The 25948-nt window shown below is 70.5% G+C and carries 23 protein-coding genes; 3 read left to right on the forward strand and 20 right to left on the reverse strand.

The genetic code is table 11. The features are described from left to right. Window position 1: 1 nt before the first annotated feature. Genes VF647_13100 through VF647_13110 form a run of 3 tightly spaced genes read right to left on the reverse strand, consistent with a single transcriptional unit; the run spans window position 2 to window position 3287 of the window. Window positions 2–676: an NAD(P)H-binding protein gene (locus VF647_13100; protein HEX8453032.1), complete on the reverse strand. Its 675-nt coding sequence runs from the start codon at window positions 674–676 to the stop codon at window positions 2–4. Then, complete coding sequence (locus VF647_13105; protein ID HEX8453033.1) at window positions 669–812, reverse strand: hypothetical protein; 144 nt, start codon at window positions 810–812, stop codon at window positions 669–671. Before VF647_13105 ends, VF647_13100 begins: the two co-directional genes overlap by 8 nt. A gap of 57 nt (window positions 813–869) precedes the next feature. Beyond that, on the reverse strand, window positions 870–3287 hold the full coding sequence (locus VF647_13110) for a transglycosylase SLT domain-containing protein (protein HEX8453034.1): 2418 nt from the start codon (window positions 3285–3287) through the stop codon (window positions 870–872). A gap of 110 nt (window positions 3288–3397) precedes the next feature. Between VF647_13110 and VF647_13115 the strand changes: the two genes are divergently transcribed. Further along, complete coding sequence (locus VF647_13115; protein HEX8453035.1) at window positions 3398–3805, forward strand: DUF1622 domain-containing protein; 408 nt, start codon at window positions 3398–3400, stop codon at window positions 3803–3805. Window positions 3806–4187: 382 nt separating this feature from the next. Here VF647_13115 and VF647_13120 read toward each other — a convergent pair whose 3' ends face one another. From VF647_13120 to gcvH, 12 genes are all read right to left on the reverse strand, one after another. Beyond that, window positions 4188–5471: a dipeptide ABC transporter ATP-binding protein gene (locus VF647_13120; GenBank protein HEX8453036.1), complete on the reverse strand. Its 1284-nt coding sequence runs from the start codon at window positions 5469–5471 to the stop codon at window positions 4188–4190. Continuing rightward, window positions 5471–6619: an ABC transporter ATP-binding protein gene (locus tag VF647_13125; GenBank protein ID HEX8453037.1), complete on the reverse strand. Its 1149-nt coding sequence runs from the start codon at window positions 6617–6619 to the stop codon at window positions 5471–5473. Before VF647_13125 ends, VF647_13120 begins: the two co-directional genes overlap by 1 nt. Further along, on the reverse strand, window positions 6604–7215 hold the full coding sequence (locus tag VF647_13130; GenBank protein HEX8453038.1) for a Uma2 family endonuclease: 612 nt from the start codon (window positions 7213–7215) through the stop codon (window positions 6604–6606). Before VF647_13130 ends, VF647_13125 begins: the two co-directional genes overlap by 16 nt. A 1-nt stretch (window position 7216) precedes the next feature. Then, window positions 7217–8377 (reverse strand): oligopeptide ABC transporter permease, encoded by a 1161-nt coding sequence (opp4C, locus tag VF647_13135; protein HEX8453039.1) that lies wholly within the window; start codon window positions 8375–8377, stop codon window positions 7217–7219. Between the two features lie 7 nt (window positions 8378–8384). Continuing rightward, the gene (locus VF647_13140; GenBank protein HEX8453040.1) at window positions 8385–9368 is read right to left on the reverse strand and encodes an ABC transporter permease; all 984 of its coding nucleotides are present in this window, start codon (window positions 9366–9368) and stop codon (window positions 8385–8387) included. Between the two features lie 43 nt (window positions 9369–9411). After that, window positions 9412–11139, reverse strand: a complete 1728-nt coding sequence (locus tag VF647_13145) for an ABC transporter substrate-binding protein (GenBank protein ID HEX8453041.1) — start codon at window positions 11137–11139, stop codon at window positions 9412–9414. A 131-nt stretch (window positions 11140–11270) separates the two neighbouring features. Continuing rightward, window positions 11271–12902, reverse strand: a complete 1632-nt coding sequence (locus VF647_13150) for an ABC transporter substrate-binding protein (protein ID HEX8453042.1) — start codon at window positions 12900–12902, stop codon at window positions 11271–11273. Between the two features lie 69 nt (window positions 12903–12971). Next, window positions 12972–13745: a lipoate--protein ligase family protein gene (locus tag VF647_13155; protein ID HEX8453043.1), complete on the reverse strand. Its 774-nt coding sequence runs from the start codon at window positions 13743–13745 to the stop codon at window positions 12972–12974. A gap of 115 nt (window positions 13746–13860) precedes the next feature. Then, complete coding sequence (locus VF647_13160; protein HEX8453044.1) at window positions 13861–14088, reverse strand: hypothetical protein; 228 nt, start codon at window positions 14086–14088, stop codon at window positions 13861–13863. 1 nt (window position 14089) lies between these two features. Beyond that, complete coding sequence (locus VF647_13165; GenBank protein HEX8453045.1) at window positions 14090–14494, reverse strand: type II toxin-antitoxin system VapC family toxin; 405 nt, start codon at window positions 14492–14494, stop codon at window positions 14090–14092. Between the two features lie 199 nt (window positions 14495–14693). Beyond that, entirely contained in the window at window positions 14694–15383 is a 690-nt protein-coding gene (locus VF647_13170; protein ID HEX8453046.1) for a metal-dependent hydrolase, read from the reverse strand. A gap of 96 nt (window positions 15384–15479) precedes the next feature. Beyond that, the gene (gcvH, locus tag VF647_13175; GenBank protein HEX8453047.1) at window positions 15480–15863 is read right to left on the reverse strand and encodes a glycine cleavage system protein GcvH; all 384 of its coding nucleotides are present in this window, start codon (window positions 15861–15863) and stop codon (window positions 15480–15482) included. 168 nt (window positions 15864–16031) lie between these two features. Here gcvH and VF647_13180 point away from each other — a divergent pair, with 168 nt between their 5' ends. Further along, complete coding sequence (locus VF647_13180; GenBank protein HEX8453048.1) at window positions 16032–16706, forward strand: hypothetical protein; 675 nt, start codon at window positions 16032–16034, stop codon at window positions 16704–16706. 157 nt (window positions 16707–16863) lie between these two features. Here the strand turns inward: VF647_13180 and VF647_13185 are convergent, their stop codons facing one another. After that, window positions 16864–17712, reverse strand: a complete 849-nt coding sequence (locus VF647_13185) for a hypothetical protein (protein ID HEX8453049.1) — start codon at window positions 17710–17712, stop codon at window positions 16864–16866. Window positions 17713–17870: 158 nt separating this feature from the next. On the opposite strand from VF647_13185, the gene gcvP reads away from it, so the two are divergent. Next, the gene (gene gcvP / locus VF647_13190) at window positions 17871–20741 is read left to right on the forward strand and encodes an aminomethyl-transferring glycine dehydrogenase (GenBank protein HEX8453050.1); all 2871 of its coding nucleotides are present in this window, start codon (window positions 17871–17873) and stop codon (window positions 20739–20741) included. A 512-nt stretch (window positions 20742–21253) separates the two neighbouring features. Here the strand turns inward: gcvP and VF647_13195 are convergent. The 4 genes from VF647_13195 to VF647_13210 all read right to left on the reverse strand — a co-directional run bounded on the left by VF647_13195 (window position 21254) and on the right by VF647_13210 (window position 25944). Then, window positions 21254–21883 (reverse strand): hypothetical protein, encoded by a 630-nt coding sequence (locus VF647_13195; GenBank protein ID HEX8453051.1) that lies wholly within the window; start codon window positions 21881–21883, stop codon window positions 21254–21256. Next, window positions 21880–23658 (reverse strand): polymer-forming cytoskeletal protein, encoded by a 1779-nt coding sequence (locus VF647_13200; GenBank protein ID HEX8453052.1) that lies wholly within the window; start codon window positions 23656–23658, stop codon window positions 21880–21882. The genes VF647_13195 and VF647_13200 overlap by 4 nt, the downstream gene beginning before the upstream one ends. Window positions 23659–24179: 521 nt before the next feature. Then, window positions 24180–25541 carry a sigma-54 dependent transcriptional regulator gene (locus VF647_13205; protein ID HEX8453053.1) on the reverse strand — a complete coding sequence of 454 codons (1362 nt, stop codon included), beginning with the start codon at window positions 25539–25541 and terminating at the stop codon, window positions 24180–24182. A 10-nt stretch (window positions 25542–25551) separates the two neighbouring features. Then, the gene (locus tag VF647_13210) at window positions 25552–25944 is read right to left on the reverse strand and encodes a hypothetical protein (protein ID HEX8453054.1); all 393 of its coding nucleotides are present in this window, start codon (window positions 25942–25944) and stop codon (window positions 25552–25554) included. Window positions 25945–25948: the final 4 nt, after the last annotated feature.

Below are 25948 nucleotides of genomic sequence, written 5' to 3' on the forward strand. Positions count from 1 at the left end.
TTTAGCGGCCGAGCCGCTCGATCTGGTCTGACTCCACGATGACGGTGCCGCGCAGCCCTTCCCTGGCCAGCCGCACCAGCGCCGCCGCGACCGTCGCCGCGTGGACCGCGCGGTATTTCCGCAGCCCGCCCTGGAGCAGCGGCGAGAGGAGCGGCGCCACCTTCTGCGCCAGCGCCTCCGCCGGCCGCCTCTCCGCGCGTGTACCCAGCAGGAGCGAGGGCCGCAGGAGCGCGACTCCCGCAAACGGAAGCGCCGCGACCGCCGCCTCCGTCTCCCCCTTTACGCGGTTGTAGAAGACGCGCGACCCCGCATCCGCCCCCGCCGCGGAGACCAGGAGAAAGTGGCGCGCCCCCACCCCCGACGCCACCCGCGCCGCGTGCACGGGAAGGTCGTGGTCCACGCGCCGGAATGCTTCCTGTGACCCCGCGGCGCGGATGGTGGTTCCCACGCAGCAGAATACGTCCGCCCCACCGAACGCTGATGCGTGCTCGTCCAGCAGCCGCTCGACGTCGCCCACGTACTCGTCCAGCCGCGTGTGCGCCCGCCCGCTCGCCCGCCGCCCCAGCACGACCACCCGGCCGTACTCCGGACTGCCCAGCAGCAGCTCCAGGCAGTGCCCGCCCACCAGCCCCGTCGCACCGAGGAGCACGGCGGCGCGCGGCGAGCCGCTATTCATCCGGTTCCCAGATCTCGTCTATCGGGGAGATTAGGTCGCCGTACCACTCCACGGAACCGGCGAGGAGGCCGACGATCGAGGGAGCATCGGGCTCCGCGACGGGAAGCTGTTGCTGCGTATCATCCACCTCAGACATGGGCGCTCCAGGGTTCGTTTGCGCACTCCGTGAACTGCATGGAGCAGACCCGCCCGGTTACTCCCCGTACAACCCGCGGTAGAGCGCGATGTTGCGGGTGAGGATCTTTACGTAGTCGCGCGTCTCCTCGAAGGGGATGCGCTCGGTGAAGAGCTCCGGGTCGCGTGCCTCGGGAAAGCGTCGCCACCGCGCCACCCGCACCGGCCCCGCGTTGTACGCCGAGAAGACGTACGGGAGGTTGCGGTCGTAGGTGCTCATCTGGGAGGCCAGGTAGCGGATTCCCAGGTGGACGTTGATCTCCGGGTTGAAGAGCATCTCCGTGTCCCATCCGCTGATCCCCGCGCCGGCGGCGAGGCCGCGGGCCGTGGTGGGCATCACCTGCATCAGCCCCAGCGCGCCAACCGGCGAACGCGCACGTGCCCTGAAGACCGATTCCTGACGCGTGAGCGCCGCCACCAGAAACAGGTCCAGCCCGCGCTCGCGCGACTCCGCCTCAATGATGGGGCGGTACTGGAGCGGATAGAGGATGCGCAGGAGGCGCGCGTTCGGCTTCTCGCCCTTCGCCTCCAGGGCCCGCGCAATGCGCACGCCGTGCACCGTCCACCCGCGCGCAGCCAGCGCCTCGCCCAGTGCGTAGCGCGTGGGGGTGTCCTCGGGAGCGGAGCGCACCACGCGATCCACCTCCGCCTCTGCATCGGCGTGCATGCCCGCCTCGCGGAGCACATCGGCGGCGGCGAGCGCGTCGGCCATGCGCGCGGCGAGGTCGCGGTCCACCTGCGGGGCCGGGTCGAGCGCGGCGGGCCAGTACGGCGTGTTCAGCCGGCGCGCGGCGAGCACGGTGTAGTACGAGACCGGCGCACGGGTGCGGAGCTCGGCCCAGCGCTCGCGCGCGGCGGCGGCGTTCCCGGCGGCCTGGTGCGCGCGCCCCGCCCAGTACGTCGCCTGCGCCCACCCCTCCGTCTCGCGGGTGCGCGAGCGCAGGCCGTCCCACAGGCGCGCGGCTCCGGCCGCATCGCCGCGCAGGAGCGCGGCGCCGCCTACCCGCATCGACGCCAGCGCCGCGCGGGGGCTGGACGGATGCCGCTCCATCACCTGACGATAGGCCGCGAGCGCCTCGGCGTCGCGGCCGGCGTCGTCGTCCAGGTCCGCCATCAGGTAGAGGCCGTCGGCGGCCTCGGGCGCGTCGGGGAAGCGGGTCGCCAGCTCGGCGAACGCGGCGCGCGCGCTTCCAGGCGCTCCCCGCAGACGGGCGCGGCCGAGGAAGTACAGCGCCAGCGGCCCGGTCGGCGCCGCCGCGCGCGTGATGGGAGCCAGCGCCGCGGCGGCATCGGCGTGGCGGCCGGCGGCAAAGAGCGCGCGGCCCATGCGAAGCTGCACGGCGTCGCGCTCGGCCGGGGTGCCCGCGCCGGCCGCGAGCCACGCGCGGAACTGGCCCGCCGCCCGGTCCGGCGCGCCGCGCCCGAGCCACGTCTCCGCCAGCGCCATCCGGTCCGCGGGGGTGAGGCCGCCGAGTCGCTCCAGCCCCTCGCCCGCCTCGCCCGCGCCGGCGCTGGTGGGAGCCGCCGCGAGCGCCGCGCGGAAGTCCTGGCGGGCGGCACTCGTGTCGCCCGCGGCCGCGGCGGCGCGGCCGGCGGCGGCGCGGATCGCGGCCCGGTCCGGCTCCGAGCCCGCCTGCGCTCCCAGCGCGAGCACCCGCTCGCGCCCGGCACGCGGGTCACGCGCGCGGATGTACGCGTCCACCAGCGCACCCGCCGCGCGCCCGGACGGCACCTGCGCCGCCGACGAGACGAAGCGCCGGACGCGCGCCGTGTCCCCCGCGGGGGCGAGCGCTTCCGCGGCCAGCAGCGCGGCCCACCCCGCCGCCGCCGAGGAGCCGGGACCCATCCGCCCCAACGCCGCAACCCCTTCCTCCGCCCGCCCGGCGCGCAGCAGCACCAGCCCATGCCGCAGCTCCGCGACGGTGTGCTCGGCCTGCGGGGCGCCGCGCGTGGGGTGCGCGCGCAGGTATCGCTCGTACGCATCCGCCGCCTCGGCCCAGCGGCTCTGGTCCTCCCGCGCGCGCGCCAGCAGGTACCAGCCGTCCCCGCCGCCCGCGCTGTCCAGCCACGGCTTGCCGTCGAGCAGCGAGCGCACCGCATCCCAGGCGCCCCAGGCGGCGTTGGCGCGCGCCGCCACCAGCACGAGCTCGGGGTCCGAATCCGCCCGCACCAGCTCACGCAGCCGCCTCGATGCCCGCCAGTTGCGCCCCTCGCGCAGCAGCCGCACGACGTCCGCGGGAAGGTCCACGCCGTACGCGGCCGCGGCTTCGGCGGGGGTGGGCGCGCTCTGCACGGGACCGCGCGCGGCCGTCACCTGCGCGGCAGCAGCCGTCGTTTCGGTGCGCGGGTCCCGCCCGGTCAGCCGCGTGGCCGCCCAGATCACCGGGAGCACAAGGAGCATCGCTGCGGCGAGGATGTAGCTCTGGCGACGGTTCATTCGAGGGGGACGGCGGGTGACGGCGCGCGCAAATTCGCTCCGGTGCGAGGCTTGCGAATCACGTGCCCCCACGGGGAGCGGCGGGTTCCATGGGTGCCAGCGGAGGAGCGATGCAGCACGAGGGAGCGTTCGGGGCCGCCGAGGGGTTCGTGCGGAACGGGGTGGATTGGCTGCGGCTCGGCGTGGAGTCGATCGGCGCGCTGGTGATCGCGGCGGGGATCGTGGCGGCCATCGTGAAGTTCAGCACCGTCTGGCGCTCGGGCGGGCCGCGCGGGTACGCCGCGCTGCGGCTGACGCTGGCGCACTACCTGGCGGTCGCCCTCGAGTTCCAGCTCGCCGCCGACATCCTCTCCACCGCCATCGCACCCACCTGGGACCGGATCGGCAAACTGGCCTCCGTCGCCGTCATCCGCACCGGCCTCAACTACTTCCTCGCCAAGGAGATGCAGGCCGAGGAAGCGCACCTCGCCCACCGCGCCGCTGACGACCGGCCGGAGGAGCTGCGCGCGACGCCGTGAAGGGGAGGGCCCCCTCCCCCCGGCCCCCTCCCCCGCCTGCGGGGGCGCAGGGCGGGTGAGGGGGAGAACTGCGGCCCGCGCTGCACAGATCCCGTGGGGGCGCGATTCATCGCGCCCGTGCCCGGCGCCGCACCGTTGCCCGCCCCCACATACAAACCTCCGTAGGGGCGGACCTGCGTGTCCGCCCTCCCTCGCCGCATCTCCGAACCTCCCGCCCCGCGCACAAACACCCGTAGGGGCCGCCCCACGTGGCTGCCCGTGCCATCCGTCACACCGCCGCCCGCTCTTCGCACCCGCCTCTCTCCCGCGTCTCCGCGCCTCCGCGTGAGGCCCGCCGGGGCACAACGACGAAGGGCCAGCCACCGCGGCTGGCCCTCCATTGCTATTGCAGCACCGGCAACCCGCCACCGCCGTCACTCCCGGCCCCAAGCGGCACCTTGATGCACGCGGCGAAGTGCCCGCCGCCCTTGTCCGCCAGCGGGGGGACGATCTTGGCGCAGTCGGCGTCCTTGAGCGGGTGCGGGCAGCGCGGGTGGAACGGGCACCCCGACGGCGGGTTGGCCGGCGAGGGGACGTCGCCCTGCAGCACCACGCGCTCGCGCTTGATCCGCGGGTCCGGAATCGGCACGGCGGAGAGGAGCGCACGGGTGTACGGCATCAGCGGGTTCTTGTAGAGCTGGCGCGAGTCCGCAAGCTCCACGATGCGCCCCAGGTACATCACCGCCACGCGGTCGGAGATGTGCTCCACCACAGACAGGTCGTGCGCGATGAAGATGTACGTGAGCCCCAGCTCCCGCTGCAGGTCCTGCAGCAGGTTGATCACCTGCGCCTGCACCGACACGTCAAGCGCGGACACGGGCTCGTCGCACACGATCAGGTCGGGCTCCACCGCAAGCGCCCGCGCGATGCCGATGCGCTGCCGCTGCCCACCAGAGAACTCGTGCGGATAGCGAACGGAGTGCTCCGGCCGCAGCCCGACTACCCGCAGCAGCTCGGCGATGCGATCGTTGGCCTTCTGCCCCTTGGCGATGCCGTGGATCCCCAGCACCTCACGGATCGTCTCCGCGATGGTCATACGCGGGTTCAGCGACGAGAAGGGGTCCTGGAAGATGATCTGGACGCGGCGGCGCATCCGGCGCAGGTCGCCCTTCTCCATCTTGAAGATGTCGTTCCCCTCGAAGTGCGCACTCCCGGCGCTGGGCTCGATCAGCCGCAGGATGCTGCGTCCCATCGTGCTCTTGCCGCACCCCGACTCGCCCACCACCCCCAGCGTCTCGCCGCGCCGCAGCGAGAACGACACGCCGTCCACCGCCTTCACGTCGCCCACGTGGCTGTTGAAGAAGCCCTTGTGGATGGGGAAGTACTTCTTGAGCCCGCGCACCACCAGCAGCGCGTCCGGCGGCGGCTCCATGTCGTCCGGCGTGGAGCCGCGCAGATCGCTGTCGCCCTTGGCGGGGGGGAGCACCTCGCGCCCCGGCGGCTCGGGGATGCGCGCCACCTGCGCGCGCCCCTCGGCGCCCTCGCCCGTGGCGGTCATCGGGCCGCGCTCGATCCCCTCGCCCACCAGCCCCTCGGCTCCGGCGTTCGGCTGCGAGCCGCCGCTGCGCTGTCCGTCGCCGGCGCCCTGGCCGCCGGCGGGCGTCGGTCCTTCGGGAGTCGCCGGCATCAGATGCCCTCCGCGGTGCCCGCGTCCACGTCGTCCGGCGAGCCGGCCACGGGCGCCACCGGGCCGGTCGCCGACACGGCGCCCGCCGGGGTGAAGCCGCCGCCCGCGCGCCGCACCTCTTCACGCTGCTCGGGGTGCTCCACGAGCCAGCACTTGTTCTTGCGTCCGGGGCCGATCTCGAACAGGGGTGGCTCCTCGTGCAGGGTCTTGTCCCAGTGGTACGGGCAGCGGTCGTAGAAGCGGCACCCGCTGGGCCAGTTGGTGGGCGACGGCACCACCCCGGGGATCACCGCCAGCCGCTCCACCTCCTCCCCCAGCTTGGGCATGGAGCGCAGCAGCCCCTCTGTGTACGGGTTCTGCGGGTTGTGGAAGACGTCGTCCACCGAGCCTTCTTCGAACACCTGCCCGGCGTACATCACGATCACCCGGTCGCACGTCTCGGCCACCACGCCCAGGTCGTGGGTGATCAGGATGATGCTCATCCCCAGCTCGGACTTCAGCTTGTTGATGAGCTCCAGGATCTGCGCCTGGATCGTCACGTCGAGCGCGGTCGTCGGCTCGTCGGCGATCAGCAGCTTGGGGCTGCACGAGAGCGCCATGGCGATCATCACACGCTGCCGCATGCCGCCGGAGAGCTGGTGCGGGTACTCGTCCACGCGCTGGTGCGGAATGGGGATGCCGACCAGCTCCAGCATCTCGATGGCCCGCGCGCGCCCCTGCTTCTTGTTGAGCCCCTGGTGCAGCCGCAGCGACTCCACGATCTGGTCGCCCACGGTGAACACGGGGTTCAGCGAGGTCATCGGCTCCTGGAAGATCATCGCGATGTCGTTCCCGCGGATCTGCCGCATCCGCTTTTCCGACGCGCGCGCGATGTCCTCCATCTCCCCGTTCTCGCCGCGGAAGAGGATGCGCGACTCCGGCTGGATCTTCCCCGGCGGCTCCGGGATCAGCCGCATCACGGAGAGCGAGGTCACGGACTTGCCGCTCCCCGACTCCCCCACGATCCCCAGCGTCTCGCCTGGGTTGACGTGGAACGACACGCCGTCCACCGCGCGCGCCAGCCCCGCGTCGGTCTTGAAGTAGGTCCGCAGGTTCTCCACCTGCAGGATCGGCCCAACCCCGCCCCCGTTCGTCAAATCAGCCCCCATTCCTTTTCGAGGACCCACCATTCGTCTGGGAGCGGTTCGCTCCGCAGCCATGCCGGATCGATCCACATCCCTTCCATGACCTCGCTTCGTATCCGCCCGTCCTCGCCGGGGAGGACCACGTCGTAGCCTCCCGGCCCCAGACGGTACACCTCGAGCTTGTTGCGCAGCGGGTCGATGATCCAGTACTCGCCCACCCCTCCCGTCTCGTACTCGTAGAACTTCTCGCCCCGGTCGCGCCCCCGGCTGTCCGGGCTGATGACCTCGACCACCAGGTCCGCGGGACCGTCCAGGTACGTCTTCCTGATCCGCCCCAGGTTCTCGGTGCGCACGAACAGCACGTCCGGCTCGCGCGCCCCGGCTTCGGGGCCGGCCCGCATGTAGAACGGCGCGTGTATCACCCTGCCCAGCCGCCGCTTTTTGGCGAATAGGTTGAGCAGCGTCGTGAGAAAGACGGTGATCTCCGCGTGGCGGTCCGTTGCGGGGCTCATCTCCACGATCTCGCCGTTGACCCACTCCACACGCGCGTCCTCGTCCACCGTCGCGATGAACTCCTCGAACGAGATGGTTTCGGCGGATGGAGCGAGGCGCGTAGCCATGTCACGTCCTCAGCCGCGGGTCCAGCGCGTCGCGCAGGCCGTCGCCCAGGAGGTTGAAGGCGATCACGGTCAGCACGATGGCGATGCCGGGGAAGGTGGCGATCCACCACGCCTCGATCAGCGCGTCGCGGCCGTCGGCAACCATGTTCCCCCAGCTCGGCGTCGGCGGCTGCACGCCAAGGCCCAGGAAGGAGAGCGACGCCTCCGTCAGGATCGTCTGGCCGATGCCGAGGGTGGCGGAGACGATCACGGGAGCCATCGTGTTGGGGATCACGTGGCGCGAGATGATGCGCCAGTCGCCCATCCCCAGCGCGCGCGCGGCCTGCACGAACTCGCGCTCGCGCAGGCTGAGCACCTCGCCGCGCACCAGGCGCGCGGTCCCCATCCACCCCGTGAGCCCCAGCACCACCACCACCAGCCAGATGGAGGGCGAGAAGAGCGCGATCACCACGATCAGGAGCACCAGGCGCGGGAACGACAGCATCATGTCGGTAAGGCGCATCAGGATGGTGTCCACGAAGCCGCCGAAGTAGCCGGCCAGCGCCCCCACCAGCGTCCCCAGCGTCACCGAGATCCCCACCGCGATGAAGCCGATGGTGAGCGAGATGCGGGAGCCGTACAGCACGCGCGAGAAGATGTCCCGCCCGAACTTGTCGGTCCCCATCAGGTGCGCCATCGACGGCGCCAGGTTGCGCGTCAGCACGATGTCGCCCTGCGCGGCCGGGTCGTACGGCGCCACCAGCGGGGTCACCAGGGTGATGACGTACAGGATGATCATCACCGCGAGCCCCGCCATCGCGAGGCGGTTCTTCTTGAAGTGCCGCGACGCGATGGACCACTGGCTGTCGCCGCGCGGCCGGGCCACCCCCGACTGCCGGCGCCGGACGCCGCGTACCGTGTAGTACGCCATCGCGATCGCCATGGCCGCCATCGTGGCCGCCGCCAGGTACAGGTCGGCGGTGATGCGCCCGCCGCGCCCCATCCCCCACAGCCGCTCGCGCGACAGGAAGAAGAGCGAGAGGACGAAGCCCCAGGCCAGCACCGAGAGCACGATGCCCGTCCACGCGGCGCCGGCGGGGCGCACGCTGCCGCCGCCCATGCCCGCGCCCGCGCCCGGAAGCGGCTCCGGGGGGGAAGACTCTACGTTGGGAGAAGCTCGCATCGCCGCCTTATTCCGTACGGATGCGGGGGTCGACCACCGCGTAAAGGACGTCCGAGAGCAGGTTGCCCGCCACCACGATGGCGGCGATCACGAACGACGTGGCCATCACCATCGGGTAATCGCGCTGGAGGATGGCGTCCACGATCGCCCGCCCCATTCCCGGCCACCCGAAGATCGTCTCCACCAGAACCGCGCCACTGAGCAGGAAGGGAAGATACAGCCCCAGCAGCGTGATGATGGGGATCAGCGCGTTGCGCAGCGCGTGCTTGAACACCACCGTCCGCTCGCTCAGCCCCTTCGCCCGCGCGGTGCGGATGAAGTCCTGGTGGATCACCTCCAGCATGGAACCGCGCATGTACCGCGCGACGCCCGCCGCCGACCCGATCCCCAGCGCCGTCGCGGGAAGGATCAGGTGCATGATGCGGTCGCTCACCTTGCCGCCGAAGCTCAGGTAGTCGTACTCCACCCCCGTCATGCCGGATGCCGGGAACTGGATGGGCCACCCCGCCGTGTTCGCCTTGAGCGAGAAGATCAGGATCAGCATCAGGGCGAACCAGAACGACGGCATCGAATAGAAGAAGAGCGCCAGGAAGGTGAGCACGTTGTCGGCGATCGAGTACTGCCGCACGGCCTGCACGATCCCGATCAGCATCCCCACCGCAAAGATCACCACCAGCGAGATCAGGGTGAGCTGCACCGTGTTCCACAGCACCTCCGGCAGGATCTCGCCGATGGGCCTCATCTGCCCGAACGAGTAGCCGAAGTCGCCGCGGATGAACGACCAGAGCCACTTGAAGTACTGGATGTGGAGCGGCTGGTCGAGCCCCAGGTTGCGCCTCATCTGCTCGATGACCTCGGGGGCCACGTTGGGCGAGAAGAAGCGCGCCGTGGGGTCCCCGGGCGCCAGGTGCACCACGAAGAAGATCAGCGTCAGGATCCCCAGCAACAGGGGGATGGCGCCCAGGATGCGGCGCAGCAGGTATCCGATCATTCAGTGCCCGGGGTGATAGTGCCTGGTGCCCAGTGCCCAGTGCCTAGTTGGGTGCGCTGTCTTTCGCCGGCCCGGCGGTCATGCTGGGGGCGCCGCGGCCCTGGCGCGCCCGCGGAATCCACCACTCCCACGCGTTCTGGTACGCGCCGTAGGTGTCGATGTGGATGCCGCGCAGGCGGTCGCTCACGGCGTCCACCTGATCGTAGAAATAGAGCCAGGTGTACGGCTGTTCCTGCACGATTCGCTCCGCGGCGGCGCGCCACAGCGGGTTGGCCTTTTCGGGCGTCGGCTGCTCCTTCGCCTGGCGCATCAGGCGCTGCCCCACCGTGTCCTGGTAAGACACGATGTTGAGCTGCGCGTCGCTGGCGAAGAGCGGGGTGAGGTCCGGGTTCAGGTTCACCCCCCAGCCGCCCAGCACCGCCTCGTAGTCCTTTTCGATCTGGCGGTCCATGAAGGTGTTGAACTCCTGCTGCTGGAGCCGCGCGTCCACCCCCAGCGCCTTCCACTGCTGCTGCAGGATCAGCCCCACGTCCGCCCGGCGCTGGTTCCCCGAGTTGCTCAGCATGGTGAAGCGGAAGGGCTTCCCATCCTTGTCAAGCACGCCGTCGCCGTCCGTGTCCGTCCACCCGCGCGCGGCCAGAATGCGCCGCGCCCCCGCCGAGTCGAAGGCCAGCGGGCGCATCCGCTGGCGGTCGTACACATCCTTGAAGATGGGCGGGTACGGCCCACCGGAAGGCTCCGTGAACTCGGCGAGCTGCAGCGAGCGGATGATGCGCGGCACGTCGACCGCCATCCCCAGCGCGCGCCGCACCTGCGGGTCGCGGAAGGCCTCCACCTTCGCCGGGTTGTACGCCACGAACTCCCAGAAGCGCCTCGCCTCGCGCTCGAAACGCAGGTTCGGTGCCCTTTGCCGCAGCCCCGGAATGCGGTCGGTCGCCAGCCCGCGCACCATGTCCACGTTCCCCGTCTGTAGCTCCACCAGCCGCGTGGTCATCTCCGGCACGACGCGGATGACGATGGACTGCAGGCGCGGCGCGGGGCGGAAGTGCGGGTTCGGGACGAAGGTGATGCGCTCTCCCGGCTTCCAGGCGCCGATGCGGAAGGCGCCGCTCACCACCAGCTTCGTGGGATCGTTGAGCGAGGGGTGCGTGCGGATCCCGGCCGCGCCCGCCGCCTCGAACTGGTGGCGCGGCGCGATCGTCATCCCGGACGCGAAGTGCATCTCGGGCGAGCGGCGGTTGAAGTAGAAGACCACCGTGGAGTCGTTCTCCGCCTTCACCGAGTCCACGGACGCCACGTCCTCCTGGCGCGGCGAAGCGACGCGGGGGTCCTTGAACATCCGGTAGGTCCACACCACGTCGTGCGCGGTGATCGGCTTCCCGTCCGACCAGCGCAGTGCCGAGCGCATCCGGTAGCGGAGCGATGCGGAGTCGGGGGTGGCGTACTCCCAGTGCCACGCCATGGCCATCGGCGACTCCTCGGAGAGCAGGTACTCGAGCCGCCCGTTGCGCCAGGCGCCGCGGGTGAGCCCCATGTACATGATGTCCACGATGTCCGAATCGAGCGACGACTGCCACACCAGCGGCATGGGCCGCTCCAGGTCGTTGGACTCGGCCAGCACCGCCGTCCCACCCGTCTCCGGCCGCTCGGCGCCCTTGCCGGTCAGCGGCGGACGCAGCTCCTCCGGCGGCCCCTTGTCGCCGCCGCACGCCGCCAGCACCACCGCGGCCAGGAGCGCCGCCCCGCCGTTCTTCATCCGCATGAAGGTCATCTGTTGTGGGGTCGGGGAGGCGCGTGGTTGTGGGGTTCGTGACGAGATCTGGTGCTTACCGCTTTAGTGCTAAGTCCTAAGTGCTAAGTCCTGATTAACAGCACTTAGCACTTAGGACTTAGCACTTCAGTTCATCTGTTCTTCGTCCACTGCGCCACGCTCACCAGCTTGCTGCGCGGGTCCATCGTCACGTTCTGGATGCGGCGGCCGATCCCGGCCATGTCGTCGATCCAGAAGAGGGTGGTCAGCGGCTGGTCGCGCTGCAGCATCTGGGAGAACTGGGTCCAGGTCTGCTTCGCCGCGGCGGGGTCGTTGGTGCGCATCCCCGTGTCCATCAGGCGGTCCAGCTCGGGATTGCAGTAGCCGGTGCGGTTGGGCGAGCCCTTCTTCTGTGCCTCGGCGCAGGAAAAGAGGGCCACCGGATCCACGCGGAACGTGTCCAGCACCCAGCCGCTGATGATGGCGTCGTAGTCGCGCGCCTTGTGCTGCTGGAGCATCGTCTGGAACTCGATGGTGCGCAGCTGCGCGTCCACGCCGATCTGCTTGAGCTGCTGCTGCACGAAGGAAGCGACGTCCTTGCGCAGCTGGTTCTCCGAGTTGGTGAGCAGGACGAAACGCAGCGGCCGGCCGTTCTTCTCCACGATGCCGTCGCCGTTGGTGTCGCGCCATCCGGCCTGCGCCAGGAGCTGCTTGGCCGCGGCGGGGTCGTAGCGGTCCGCCTGCGACAGGTCGGTGTGCATGGGGCTCCACGGCGGGATCACGCCGTGCGCCGGCGACCCGAAGCCGCGCAGCAGCCCCTGAATCATCTGCGGCTTGTTGATGGCCATCCCCAGTGCGCGCCGCACGTTGGCGTCCTTGAACGGCTCGCGCTCGTTGTTCCACCCCACGTAGTAGAACTCGCGCGAGGGGAAGTTGCTCAGCCGGTAGCCCTGCTGGCTCTTCACCTGCGCCGCCTGGTCTGGAAGAAGGGTCCAACCGATCACGTCCGCCGTGCCGTTGAGCAGCTCCGTCACCAGCGTTGTGGCCTCGGGGATCATGCGGAACACGACGCGGTCCAACTTCGGCCGTCCGCCGATCCCCGCGGGGAAGGCGGGGTTCGCCTCCAGCACCAGGCTCTGGTTGGGCCGGAACTCGCCGACCTTGAAGGGGCCGCTGCCGATCGGCTTCTGGTTGTACGGGTGCTGGGTGAGCTGCTCCGGCGGCACGTTGCCCAGGATGTGCTTGGGCACCGGCGACCACCAGAAGTCCTCCAGCGCCATCGCGTGCGGCTGGGTGAAGGCGAAGCGGATGGTGTACGGGTCCACCACCGTGGCGGACTTCACCTGCGTCAGGTACACCGAGCCGACGAGCCCCGAGGTCGCCTTGGGGTTCTTGGCCAGATCGAAGGTGAACTTCACGTCCTCGGCGGTTACGGGCTGCCCGTCGTGCCACTTGACATCGCGGCGCAGCTTCATCGTCACCCCGGTGTCGCCCTCCATCTGCCAGCTCTCGGCCAGGTAGGCGCGGGGCTGCAGCTTCTCGTCGAACTGGATGAGCGGGGTGAAGAGCATGTACCGCTCGATGTCCTGCACCGTCGAGGCGGTGTTGGTCACCGGGTTGAATGACTGGACGTTGCCCAGGATGCCGACGATGGCGGTCCCGCCCTGCCCCGCGCCGCCGGAACCGCCCTTGCCGCCCCCGCTGTCTCCCCCGCCGCCGCACGCGGCCAGGAGTGCCAGGGCGCTGAAGATCGTGTACGCTCGAAGTGCGCGCGGTGCGGGCATGCCTTGCCTCAGACGGACTGGGTTGGTGCGCGAGGGGCTTGCCCCCGCCGCGTTGGGCCTAAGCGCACCCTATCGATGCCAAGTCCATGCCGTGCTTCCGTAGCGCTCCGCCAGCACCTCCGCCCGCGCCCTCTCGCCCGCGCTGGGAGCGCCCGGTTCCACCTCCGCGCCCAGCGCCTCGCGCCACCCCTGCGCCAGCGCCTCAACGAGCTCCTCCCACGCCGGCTCGCGCCCAAGCAGCGGCACCAGCGCGGCGGGCCGGTCCGCATCCGTCAGCGGCTGGCGGAGGAGCGCCGCCACCTCTCCCTGGTCGTCGTGCAGCGGCAGGGAGCCGTGCTGCAGGAGGACGCTCCCCATCCGCCGCTGCGCGCTCCCCACCAGCTTGCGTCCGCCGGCCATCACCTCCCCCTCCACTGGCTCCGCGAAGCACGGCGCGGTCGAGGGGACGGGTGCGCGCCGTCCGGTGTCGCCCTGCACCGCCGCGTCCACCCCCAGCCGCCGCAGCCCCGCCACCAGCGCGCGGTTGATCGCCGTGTACGCCTCTTTCGGCGAGCCCAGGAGCGTGTCGGGCAGCGCGGCGGAGTAGGTCAGCTCGCGGTGGTGGAGTACCGCGCGCCCACCCGTCGGACGCCGCACGACGTCCCAGCCTCGCGCGCGGATTGCTTCCTCGTCGTACAGCCCCGCCGCGGGCTGGTTGCGCCCCAACGACAGGCACGGCGGGCTCCAGCGGTAGAAGCGCAGCACCGGCGCCCCGCCCTCCGCCACGGACTCGGCGAGGGCCTCGTCCAGCGCCATGTTCCACGCCCCCCGCGCGGGCTGCGTGTCGAGTAGACGCCACGACATCGGGGAATCGGGAATGGGGGATGGATGGCCGCGGGCCGAGAATGGGGGTGGTGCGGGCGGGCGTCAAGAAGCCCCGCGGCTCGGTGGTCGCGGGGCTTCGGAACGAAGTTGAGTCTCAGGCTGCGTCGGGCTCTGAGGCCGGGCCCTTCGTCTTCAGATCCTGCGTTGAGGCGGTATACACGCGCTCGGGGTGCAAGCGCTGCTGCTCCTGGAAGTATCGCCCCATTGCTTTCATGTCTCCGTTGAACCTGTCGGACAGCTCCCGCCTGATCTGCCACAACTCCTCCATGACTTCATCGACGTGATCCGGATCGTTCACGTTCAGGGGTTTGTTCTCTGACATTTCATCCACTCCTCAGCAGTATGTCAGGTGTACACAAAATCGGAAGTTCGGCTCCGTAGTCGTGGCATATCGTCTCGCATCTTCGATACATGCGCGGGTTCGCGATATGCCGGCAGTCCCAGGTCAGGAGGTAAGCAATCCTCTCCATCGCTGCGGCAGCGATGTGGAATGCATCAGTTTTGGCCTTGACCGGCAACGGTCCGCGTGCGACCAAGGCCTCAGCAAGAGCCGCGATCCCGCTGTACGCCGGAATGATTGGTATCCCCGCAAGCGCCACTACACGCCTACGCGCCATAAAAGCCTCCCCGAGGCGGCATTCCTCAATGGTAGTCTCCGAAGTAAACAACTGATACTCCCCGCGATGGTTCTCCCACCAGTCGCGGGTCTGGCGCTGGCGCTCGGCCATCGTGGGGTCGCGGCTGGGGCGCGCGACCAGGTAGCTGACGATGCTCGTTTCGATGTACACGGAGGGCGGCATGAACCACGCTAACCACACCCTCCGCGCCCCACAATCGGGCCCGCAAAAGTCGATCCGCGGTTGGCCTAAAACGATGCGGGGGCGCCCCTTTAGGACGCCCCCCCTCGAAATCAGCCAGCGGTCGAAGTCACAGTTCGAGCGATGTCCCCGGCTTCATCACCTCGACCCGCGCGAGACCGCCCACGAGGCGTCGGAACTCCTCCGGGTCCTGGCGGATCAGGTCGAAGGTGTCGTAGTGCATCGGGATGACGGTGGAGGGCTGGATGAACTCCACGGCGCGGGCGGCGTCTTCCGGGCCCATCGTGTAGTTGTCGCCGATGGGGAGGAGCGCGACGTCCACCTGGCCGCGAAGGAGCTGCATGTCCGTGATCAGCGCCGTGTCGCCGGCGTGGTAGAGGCGCCGCCCGTCCGCCAGCGTGAGCAGAAATCCGGCGCAGTCGGTGGTGAAGGCGCCTTCCTCGTCGCCGTCGATGCTGCCGGTGTGCAGGGCGGGGGTCAGCTTGACGCGGCCAAAGGGGAACTGGTGCCCTCCGCCGATGTTCATCCCGTGCCCGTTCTCCACCCCCTGCTTCTGGCAGAAGGCGACCAGCTCAAAGGTGGAGACGACGGTCGCTCCCGTCTTCTTCGCCAGCTTCACGCAGTCGGCGAAGTGGTCGAAGTGCCCGTGCGACACCAGGATGTAGTCCAGCCGCTCCACCGCGTCCGTCTTGATGTCGGCCACGGGGTTCTGATCGAGCCACGGATCGAACATGATCCGCGTGCCGTCGCCGGTCTCCAGGGTGAAGCAGGAGTGGCCGTGCCAGGTGAGTCGAGCCATGCGAGTCTCCGGGGAAAAGAAGTGCGTTAGTGCGTGAGTGCGTCAGTGCGCTGGATCGAAACGCACTTACGCACTAACGCACTCACGCACTGTCGTTCATCCGATCAGCTTCTCGTACGCCGCCGCGTCCAGCAGCCGCTCGACCTCCGACGGGTCGTCGGCGCGGACCTTGATCATCCAGCCGGCGCCGTAGGGGTCGTTGTTCACGGCGGCGGGGTCGGCGTCGAGGGCGCCGTTCGACTCCACCACCTCGCCCGAGATGGGGGAGTAGAGGTCGGAGACGGCCTTGACGGCCTCGATGGTGCCGAAGGTCTGCATCGCCTGGAGGCGCGTTCCGGCGGCGGGGAGCTCCACGAAGACGATGTCGCCCAGCTCGCCCTGCGCGTAGTCGGTGATCCCCACGGCGTACACGCCCTCGCCCGCGGCCTTCACGTACTCGTGCTTCTCGGTGTATCGCAGATCCTGCGGGACGTTCGCCATCGCGCGTTCCTCGTGCCTGGAATAAGGAGGGTTGCCGGCCGGGGGAACACGATACGCGCCCTCCCCGGCCCCGGCAAGCGTGCCCAGGGGAACACCGGCGGCTCTGCGACGTACCGGGGAATGTGCGCGGCGGGCCGTCGTCCGCCGCACCCCACCCGTGTGTGAACCATGATGAGCTTTCCCGGTGCCGCCCGGCGCCCCGAGACCGATGCCCGCAACCGTGCCATCAGCGACCTGCGGAAGGCGCTGGTGAGCTTCGGCAACGCGTTCGACCTCCTCAAGGGGACCGAGTGCGACTGCGACGACCCCACCTGCCCGAACCGCTCCCCCGAGACGATGACGGCGGAGCGGCTCCTGGACTGGCTAGCCGACGCGTGGCACGGCCTGGCCGGTTGTGGCCACGTGGGCGACGAGGCGCCGCCCCCGCCCGCCGTGATGCTGGACCGCAACCGCTGGCTGGTGGCGCACTTCGCCCGCCACATGGAGACCATGGGCGACGAAGGCTGGCGCAGCGTGCTCGCCCGCTTCCGCGACATCGCCGTCACGCCGCTCTTCGAGGAGGCCGCGTCGCTCGTGTCGCACGGCGTGACCGAGATCTTCCCCGACGCGGAGGACGATCCCGCCTGCCAGCGCGCCCTCCACGCCGCGGACGCGTGGGCCGATGCGTGGGCTCTGGACGAGGCCACCCTCGAGGACCTGGGCACGGCGATCGAGTGCGCGGCCCTCGCCCTGTTCGGCTTTGGCATCGCGGACGCGCGGCTGACGGAGGCGCTGTACGAGCCGTTCGCGGCGGCGGTTCCCCTCAATGAGCTCGTGTTCCAGGCGCGGTCCGGGGCGCCCTAACGGCAGGGCTCACGCGGAGACGCGGAGCCGCAGAGGAAAGGCTCACACAGAGACAACGGAGGCACAGAGGAGCGTTTTCCTCTGTGCCTCCGTTTCTTTGTTGTTTTCTCTTCTCTCTGCGTCTCCGCGTCTCCGCGTGAGATTGCAGTTGGCGCTGTCAGAAGCGCAGAGTCGCGGTCATGCCCACGGCGCCGTCCGAAGTGGCGAGGGGGGCGGCGGCGAGGAGGGCGTGGTGGCCGGGGGCGAGGCGCACGCTCCGGGTGAGGGCGGGTGCGGCCTCCGGGCGAAGGAGCGTGTAGGCGCCGATCAGCGTCGTCGCGGCGCCGAAGCCCGTGTTGAAGATGCCGTACGGCCGCGCCGATACCTCGCCCAATCCGCCGATGCCGATCGCCGTCTGGAGCGCGCCGCCCGCGATGGCCAGCCCGCTCCACATGCGCGACTCGCGCTGCAGACTCATGTACATCAGGCCCGCGTTGGAGAGCGTCGACGCGCCGGTCGCGACGTGGTACGCCCACATGAACTCGTCCGAGGTCGGTTCCGGATCGTCCGGCCCGTACGTCGGCTGCACGCGGGCGGCCTCGGCGGCGGTCATCCCGTTGGCGCGCAACCAGGCGACCAGCTCCGGGTCGTCGGCGAGCTGGCGGATGAGGGCGAGGTTGCGGGTGGCGGCGATGCGCCGTACGAGCGCCACGTTCCCCGACTCGGCGATCAGGTACGCCATGGCGCACGGGGTGCCGTGCTCGTCCACGAAGACGGGGACGCGCGCGCCGGGAACCCGGTGGTTGTGCGGGAAGCGGCCCGCCAGGCGGTAGCGGCGCAGCGCGGCCAGGGCACGCCCGCGCGCCTCCCGCTGCGGCGCGGCGAGGCGCGACACGTCGTGCGACTCCATCTCCCGCTCGGCGCCCAGGAGGTGGGCCCGGATGCGCGCTGTCTCGGCGTCCGGCGGGGTGGCGGCCGCGGGGGAGGCGGCGAGGAGCGCGGCCAGCAGAAGGAGGGCGCGGCGCATGGAGGGGCTCCTGTGGCGGGGTGTGGTGTACGGGACGCCTTCACAACGCGCGTGCTACGCGCCGCGTGACGAAAACGGGCGGCGCGGTTTGCGGCGCCTTGACGGCCGGGCTAAATTTTCGCCCTTCCCAACAGTACGCCGCCAATTGGAGATGCACCGTGAATAGATCGGTCTTTGCCCACACGGACACCTTCGTCCGCCGCCACATCGGCCCGGACGAGGGCGAGATCGGGGAGATGCTGGAGACGCTCGGCTACCCGTCGCTGGACGCGCTGATCGACGACACGGTGCCGGCGTCCATCCGCCTGGATCGTCCCCTGAAGCTGGGGCCGGAGCGCAGCGAGTACGAGCTCCTCTCCGAGCTGCGGGAGATGATGTCAGCCAACAAGGTCTTCCGTTCCTTCCTGGGGATGGGGTACCACGACTGCATCGTGCCGCCGGTGATCCAGCGCAACATCCTGGAGAACCCGGGCTGGTACACGCAGTACACGCCGTACCAGGCCGAGATCGCGCAGGGCCGCCTGGAGGCGCTCCTCAACTTCCAGACAATGGTGGTGGACCTGACCGGCCTCCCCGTCGCCAACGCGTCGCTGCTGGACGAGGGCACCGCCGCCGCCGAGGCGATGGCGATGGCGTACGGGATGGGCGGCAGCGCGGAGCGGAACACCTTCTTCGTCTCCGAGCACTGCCACCCGCAGACGGTCGACGTGGTCCGCACCCGCGCCGCCGCCCGCGACATCGATGTGGTGGTGGGCGACCCGGAGAAGTTCGACTTCAAGACACCCGTCTTCGGCTTCCTCCTCCAGTACCCCGCGACCGACGGGGCCGTGATCGACTACGGCGCCTTCGTCCAGCGCGCCCGCGAGGAGGGCGCGGCCGTCATCGTCTCCGCCGACCTTCTCGCGCTGGCGCTGCTCACCCCGCCGGGGGAATGGGGCGCGGACATGGTGGTGGGGACTACGCAGCGCTTCGGCGTGCCGCTGGGCTTCGGCGGGCCGCACGCGGGCTACTTCGCCTGCCGCGACGAGCTCAAGCGCCAGATCCCCGGCCGCATCATCGGCGTCTCCACGGACGCGGAGGGGAAGCCCGCGCTGCGCATGGCGCTGCAGACGCGCGAGCAGCACATCCGCCGCGAAAAGGCCACCTCCAACATCTGCACGGCGCAGGTGCTGCTGGCGGTGATGGCCGGAATGTACGCCGTCTACCACGGCCCGGAGGGCATCCGCGCCATCGCCGCGCGCGTGCACTCGCTGGCCCGCGTGGTGGCCGAGGGCGCGCGCCGGCTGGGCTACAAGGTGGTGCACGAGAACTTCTTCGACACGGTGCGCATCGAGGTGGGCTCGCGCCAGTCGACCATCCTGGCCGCCGCGCGCGACCGCTCCATCAACCTGCGCCCCTTCGGCGAGACCTCCATCTGCATCGCGCTGGACGAGACGACGGGCGAGGAGGAGCTGGAGACGATCCTCATCTCCCTGAACCGCGGCTCGCCGGTCTCCTTCACCGCCCGTGAGATCGCGGACGGGCTGGAGGATGAGACGATGCCGCTGGCGCGCACCAGTCCGTACCTGGAGCACCCGGTCTTCAACCGCTACCGCAGCGAGACGGAGATGCTGCGCTACATCCGGCGGCTGGAGTCGCGCGACCTGTCGCTGACGCACTCCATGATCCCGCTGGGGTCGTGCACTATGAAGCTCAACTCCACCTCCGAGATGTTCCCGGTGAGCTGGCCGGAAGTGAACCGTATCCACCCCTTCGCCCCCGCCGAGCAGACGATCGGCTACCGCGAGCTCTTCCGGCAGCTCGAGGAGGAGCTGGCGGAGATCACGGGCTTCGCGGCGGTGTCGCTGCAGCCCAACGCGGGGAGCCAGGGCGAGTACGCCGGCCTCCTCTGCATCCGCGCGTACCACGAGGCCCGCGGCGAGGCGCACCGCAACGTCTGCCTGATCCCGGGCTCCGCGCACGGCACTAACCCGGCCAGCGCGGTCATGGCGGGGATGAAGGTGGTCGTGACCGGCACCGACGCGCGCGGCAACGTGGACGTGGACGACCTGCGCGCCAAGGCCGAGCAGTACGCGGACAACCTGGCGGCGCTCATGGTGACCTACCCATCCACGCACGGCGTCTTCGAGGTGGAGATCCGTGAGATATGCGACATCGTGCACCGGCACGGCGGGCAGGTCTACATGGACGGCGCCAACATGAACGCGCAGGTGGGCCTCTGCCGCCCGGGCGACTTCGGCGCGGACGTGTGCCACCTGAACCTGCACAAGACGTTCTGCATCCCGCACGGCGGCGGCGGCCCGGGGATGGGGCCGATCTGCGTGGGGGAGCACCTGGCCCCCTTCCTCCCCGGCCATCCCGTGATCCCGGTGGACGGGCGCGAGCACGGCGCGGTCTCGGCGGGCCCGTGGGGGAGCCCCAGCATCCTCCCCATCTCGTGGATGTACATCAACCTGATGGGCGCCGAGGGGCTGACGCAGGCTACGCGCGTGGCGATCCTGAACGCCAACTACATCGCGCACCGTCTGCAGGAGCACTACCCGGTGCTCTACCGCGGCGCCAACGGGACGGTGGCGCACGAGTGCATCGTGGATCTTCGCCAGCTCAAGCAGAGCGCGGGGATCGAGGTGGAGGACGTGGCCAAGCGCCTGATGGACTACGGCTTCCACGCCCCCACCGTCTCCTTCCCCGTGGCCGGGACGATGATGATCGAGCCCACGGAGAGCGAGGCGCTTTCGGAGCTGGACCGCTTCTGCGAGGCGATGATCTCCATCCGCGAGGAGATCCGCGCGGTTGAGCTCGGCATCGCGGACCGCCGCGACAACCCGCTCAAGAACGCGCCGCACACCATGGGCGCGGTGATGGCCGACGAGTGGTCGCACCCCTACTCGCGCGAGCAGGCGGGCTTCCCCGCCCCCTGGAGCCGCGAGCGGAAGTTCTGGCCGCACGTGGCCCGCGTGAACAACGCCGCCGGCGACCGCAACCTGGTCTGCTCCTGCCCGCCGATCGAGATGTACGCGTCGGTGTGAGGTGCGCGGGTTGGTGGTTGGATGAAGGCGGCTGGTTGATGAACGACGGCGGATGAAAGGCGGCGGGGCTCCTTCCGAGGATGGAGGGAGCCCCGTTGTTCGGGCGGCTAGGGTCCGGCGGTTGAAACCGCTGCAACAACCGCGGGAAGCCTGCCTTCGCAGGCTTGTCGGGGCGGGGTTGGTGTGGGGGCGGACGCCGTGGCCGGCCGGGGGCGATCACCGGGGGCGATCACCGGGGGCGATCACCGGGGGCTAAAGCCCCCGGCTGGAACTACGGGAAGACCGCTGAAGCGGTCTGGTGTGCGCGCGTTTAAGCGCAGCCAGTACGAGATCCGCGTGAGCCGCAGGGTAGTTCTCCCCCTCGCCCGCCCTGCGCCCCCGCAGGCGGGGGAGGGGGCCGGGGGGAGGGGGCCCGGATTTCCGCCCCCTCTCTCGAGAACGGCGAGGGCGCAGCCCTCTCCTGTTATCGGGAGAGGGGGCAGCGAGGAACGAGCGGGGGTGAGGGCCTCCCTTCACACCCCGAACCCCCCGCTCCGCGCCCTCCACTGCCGCGCCGGCAGCCCCAGCATGCGCACGAAGATGCGGCGCACCCCGCGCTGCACCACGCGACCCACGGGCTTCTCGCCCTCGACGGCCGGGCGAGCTTCGCCGCGGAGCCAGCGGCGCAGGTCGTCCAGGTCGGAGAGGGAGAGGGTTTCGACGTCCAGGGTGGCCAGGTAGTAGAAGCGGCCGCGCTTGCGCGGGTGCAGCGTGGGGGCGAAGGCCACCTGCAGCGCGGCCTCCACGGCGCCCATCGAGGGGAGGGTGCGCTGCACGCGGCCGTCCTCCAGCACGTAGCCCTCGTCGAGGGCGCTGCGGAGGACGGCGAGCGAGACCTCCTGCGCGCCTTCGAGCTGGTCCAGCACGTCCTTGCGCCAGAGCTCCACGCGCAGGTGCAGGCGGATGGGGAGACCCGAGGCGAGCGCGTCGCGGAGGGCGCGGTCGCGCAGGGCGCCGTTCACGCGCACCACGGGCCGCCACTGCTGCGCCGGACCCGCCACGCCCAACACCAGCGTCCGCTGCGCGTGGAGCGGTGCGGGATCCGCGAGCGCCCCCAGCATCAGGAGGAGCGCGGGAAGGACCCGGCGGAGGAACGAAGTCAAAAGCGCGAGTTCAGCCGGACGAAGATGTTGGGCCCGCGGCTCGCCCGCACGAAGCGGCCGTCGCTGGCGACCGGCACGGCCGCGTACACGCCCAGCCGGCCCAGGAGGACGCCGGCCCCGATGTCGAACGCGTCCTGCTGCACGCCGCCCCACGGCGCCTTTCCCCACCCGCTCGCCGCGTCGGCGAAAAGGCTCCACCCGAGCGTGCCGTCCCACTCGGCGCTCACGCGGCGCACGCCGTCGTCCTCGCGCTCGCCGTCCGGGCGGCCGACGTTGATGTGGAGGTCGACGTTGCCGCGGTACTCGGCCTGCACCAGCACCACCCGGTCGCACCCGTAGCCGCCGTAGAAGGCGCGCGGCGCGGGGTTCTGGGTGGGGTCGGAGGGCACGCGCACCACCTCGCCACGCGCGGCGCAGTCCAGCGAGAGCAGGTTGAAGCCGGGGAGCGACGCCTCACCGCCCAGCGCGTGCTGCCGCTGTGGCGGAAGGAACTCGTCGCCGATGCCGCCGGCGGCCATGGCGCGCAGGTTGAGCCGGGCCGTGGGGCTGATGCGGTTGTAGCGCCGCAGGTCCACCAGCCCGTGCGTGAACAGCCCGTAGTGCCGCTCCGGCCGCACGGTGCCGACGGGGTCGTCGCCGCCGACGGCGACGGAGACGAGCTCGGGCTGGCGAAGGGTGCTGCGGACCGCGCGCTCCAGCTCCGTCTCGAAGTACCAGCCGGTGGACGGGTCGACGGGGTCGCTGCGCCCATCCCACTTCACGCTGGCGAGAATCGAGTTGAGGTCGCCGCGGGCGGAGTAGGGCTGCAGCCGCCAGGAGTCGTTGTTGTTGAAGATCGTCCACGGGTTGCCCGCGGCGAGCGGAAGGTGGCGCTCGGCGCGATACTCCAGCATGGCCGAGAAGGGGGAGCGCCGCGGGCCCACCGCCGCGAAGACGCTGTACCCCTGCCGCTCGTAGTAGTCGCGGTAGTCGCGGTGGAACACAAAGGTGGAGAGGCTGTTCTCCACGTTGCTGAGGTGCCACCCCTCGATGGGCGACACGACCGACCTCACCCCGCCGCCGATGCGAAATAGGCCCGTGCCGCCCAGGAACTGCTCCGCCAGCACGTCGCCGCCCCAGCGCTCGGCGCCGTACGGTCCCTCGGCTTCGGTGCGAAAGATGCCGCGCGCGCGGAGCCGGAACGGATTTCGTCCCGGCGTCTCCACCACCGGCCCGAAGGTGATCGGAAGCCCCTCCACGCGGTTGTAGCTCCCCTCGGTGGCCAGCACCAGGCGCGTCCTGCCGCGGCGGGGGCGCAGCGTCGTGCCCTCGCCCGTGGAGTCGCCCACCGTCTCCGGTTCCTGGAGGACGAGGCGCTCGCCTTCCTTCACGTACTCCAGCGGCGCGGAGTAGGCGTTCGTCTCCCCCTGCACGCGCGCGCTGTCCGCGCCGGTGATCCGGCCGCCGACCACGGTCACGCTCCCGGCGACCACGGCTCCGGGAAGGAACTCCAGGTCGCCGTTGATGACCACCACGTCGCCCTCGACACGCCCCGCCACGGAGAACGGGCCGTCGAGCACCGCCACGGGCCCCGACACCGTCCCGTCCACCGGGATTCGGGTGCGGCCGTTGAAGTGGAGGGTGCGGGCGTCGTTGAAGAAGGCGGTCACCCGTTCCGCGACGTCGGCCGGAAGGCGGGCTTCGGCGATCTCCTGCGGAACGGTGTCTTGCTGCGCGCGTGCGGGAATCGCGGCCAGCAGCGCCGCGGCAATGCCGAGCGCCAGGATGCTGCGCATGGTACCTCCAGTATCGAAAAAGGCCGGTCTACGACCCACGTTTGCACCTTCCGCAAAAGCAGATGCCGTGCCCCGTGCCGGAAACCTTGCAACTCATTCGTGCCCAGCCACTTATCGATTTCACCCCGCGCCGCACGTGTGTCACAATGACGCAGAACGCAGGGGAAGGTGTCTCTTCCGCGAGGAACTGAAGTGCGTTAGTGCGTGAGTGCGTGAGTGCGCCCGACCCCTTTTTGTCATCCTGAGGGAGCCGCCGGACGAGATGTCGGCGATTGCAGGCACTACTCCCTGCGGCGACCAAAGGATCTAGCCGGCGAGGCAGGAGGCCAGTGGGTAGCGGCAGGCCTCGCGTCACGCGCAGTAGATCCTTCGCTACGCGCCAAAGGTCGCACAACGGGAGAGATCTGAGAAGCGCTTCACTCAGGATGACAATGAAAGGGGTGCCTGAACTCCACTGTCCTCCGGTCACGCACTAACGCACTAACGCACTAACGCACTAACGCACTAACGCACTCACGCACTTATCGGTCGATCCCCAACCGCCGCATCCGCCGGTACAGATTCGCCCGGTCCGTGCGCAGGCGGCGGGCGGCTTCGGCGACGCTGCCGGCGGCGGCCTCGAGGGCGCCGTTCAGGAGGTCGCGCTCGTAGGCGTCCAGGCGGTCCGCGAGGGGGCGGTCGTCGTCGTCCAGGTAGGCGGGGGCCGCATCGCCCGCGATGGGGGCGCCGCCCGCGAGGAGAACGCGGATCTCGGCGGGGCCGACCTCGCTGCCGGAGTGGAGGATCGAGAGGCGCTCCAGGATGTTCGCCAGCTCGCGCACGTTGCCGGGCCACGGGTGCCGCACCAGCGCGTCCATGGCGCCCGGAAGAAGGCGCGGCGGGCGCAGGCCGTTGGCGGCGTGGCGGGCGAGGAAGTGCTCGGCCAGCAGCGGCACGTCCTCGCGCCGTTCGCGCAGCGGGGGGAGGTGGATGGGGATCACGTGCAGCCGGAAGAAGAGGTCCTCCCGAAAGCGCCCCGCCGACACCTCCGCCCGCAGGTCCTTGTTGGTGGCCGCCAGGATGCGCACGTCCACCTTGATCGGCTCGTGGCCGCCCACCCGCTCCACCTCGCCGCCTTCCAGGGCGCGGAGGAGCTTGGCCTGCGCCTCCAGGCTGAGGTCGCCGATCTCGTCCAGGAAGAGGGTCCCCCCGCTCGCCAGCTCGAAGCGGCCACGGCGCCGCTCCGTGGCCCCGGTGAAGGCGCCCTTTTCGTGGCCGAACATCTCGCTCTCCACCAGGTCGCGCGGGATGGCGGCGCAATTGAGGCGCACCAGCGGCCCCGTGTGGCGCGCCGAGCGCTCGTGCACCGCGCTCGCCACCACCTCCTTTCCCGTGCCGCTCTCGCCGGTGATCAGCACCCGCGCGTCGGTGGGCGCCACGCGCTCGATGACGCTGCGCACCTGCTCGATGGCGGGAGCGCGCCCCACCATCCCGTCACGCGAGCGGAGCTCTTCGCGGAGAGCGCGGTTCGTCGCCCTGGCGTGGCGCAGCTCCAGGGCGGAGCGCAGCGAGAGGAGGACGGCCTCCGGGGCGAGCGGCTTCTCCACGAAGTGAAAGGCGCCCAGCTTGGTGGCCTTCACCGCGTCCGAAAGGGAGGCCCGGCCGCTCATCATGAGCACCGGGACGTCGGGGGCGGCCTTTTTGAGCTCCGGAAGCACCTCCAGCCCCGTGGCGTCGGGCATGTAGAGGTCCATCACCACGGCGTCCGGCTCGTCGTTGCGGATCTCGGCCAGGGCGCTGCGTCCCGAGCCCGCCTCGCGCACCTCGTACCCCTCCGCGCGAAGCAGGGCGCCCAGCATCCGGCGGATGTTGGGCTCGTCGTCTACGATCAGGACGGATTGCATGAGGCGGGGGTCAGGGGGCCGGGTGCACGACCATCGGCGGAAGCTCGTGCGGGGGCGGATGCGCGGCGAGGTAGCGCAGCGCGCGCGGCTGGCCCGTGGTGGCCAGCAGCTCACGCGCGCGAGAGCGGGACTTCGCGCTCATCCGGGGGTTGGCTGCTATGGAGACCAGCGAATCCGTGTACTCGCCGCTCTCGAATGCCGCGGACAGCGCCAGGCTGCGGCGCAGCTCGTAGGCGAGCGGGTCGCGGTTCCCGCAGATGAGGCCGTCGTTCGGCAGGGCTATGACCCAGGAGTCGTCCAGCTCCCCGGCCACCGCCGGCGCGGCAAGCCACAGCCCGCCGGGGATGCACCACAAAGCCGCGCACAGGGCGCGGGTCAGCGATTCCTTCATGAAGCGCGTCATCGTC

It is taken from the genome of Longimicrobium sp. (assembly GCA_036387335.1).
Lineage (GTDB): Bacteria > Gemmatimonadota > Gemmatimonadetes > Longimicrobiales > Longimicrobiaceae > Longimicrobium.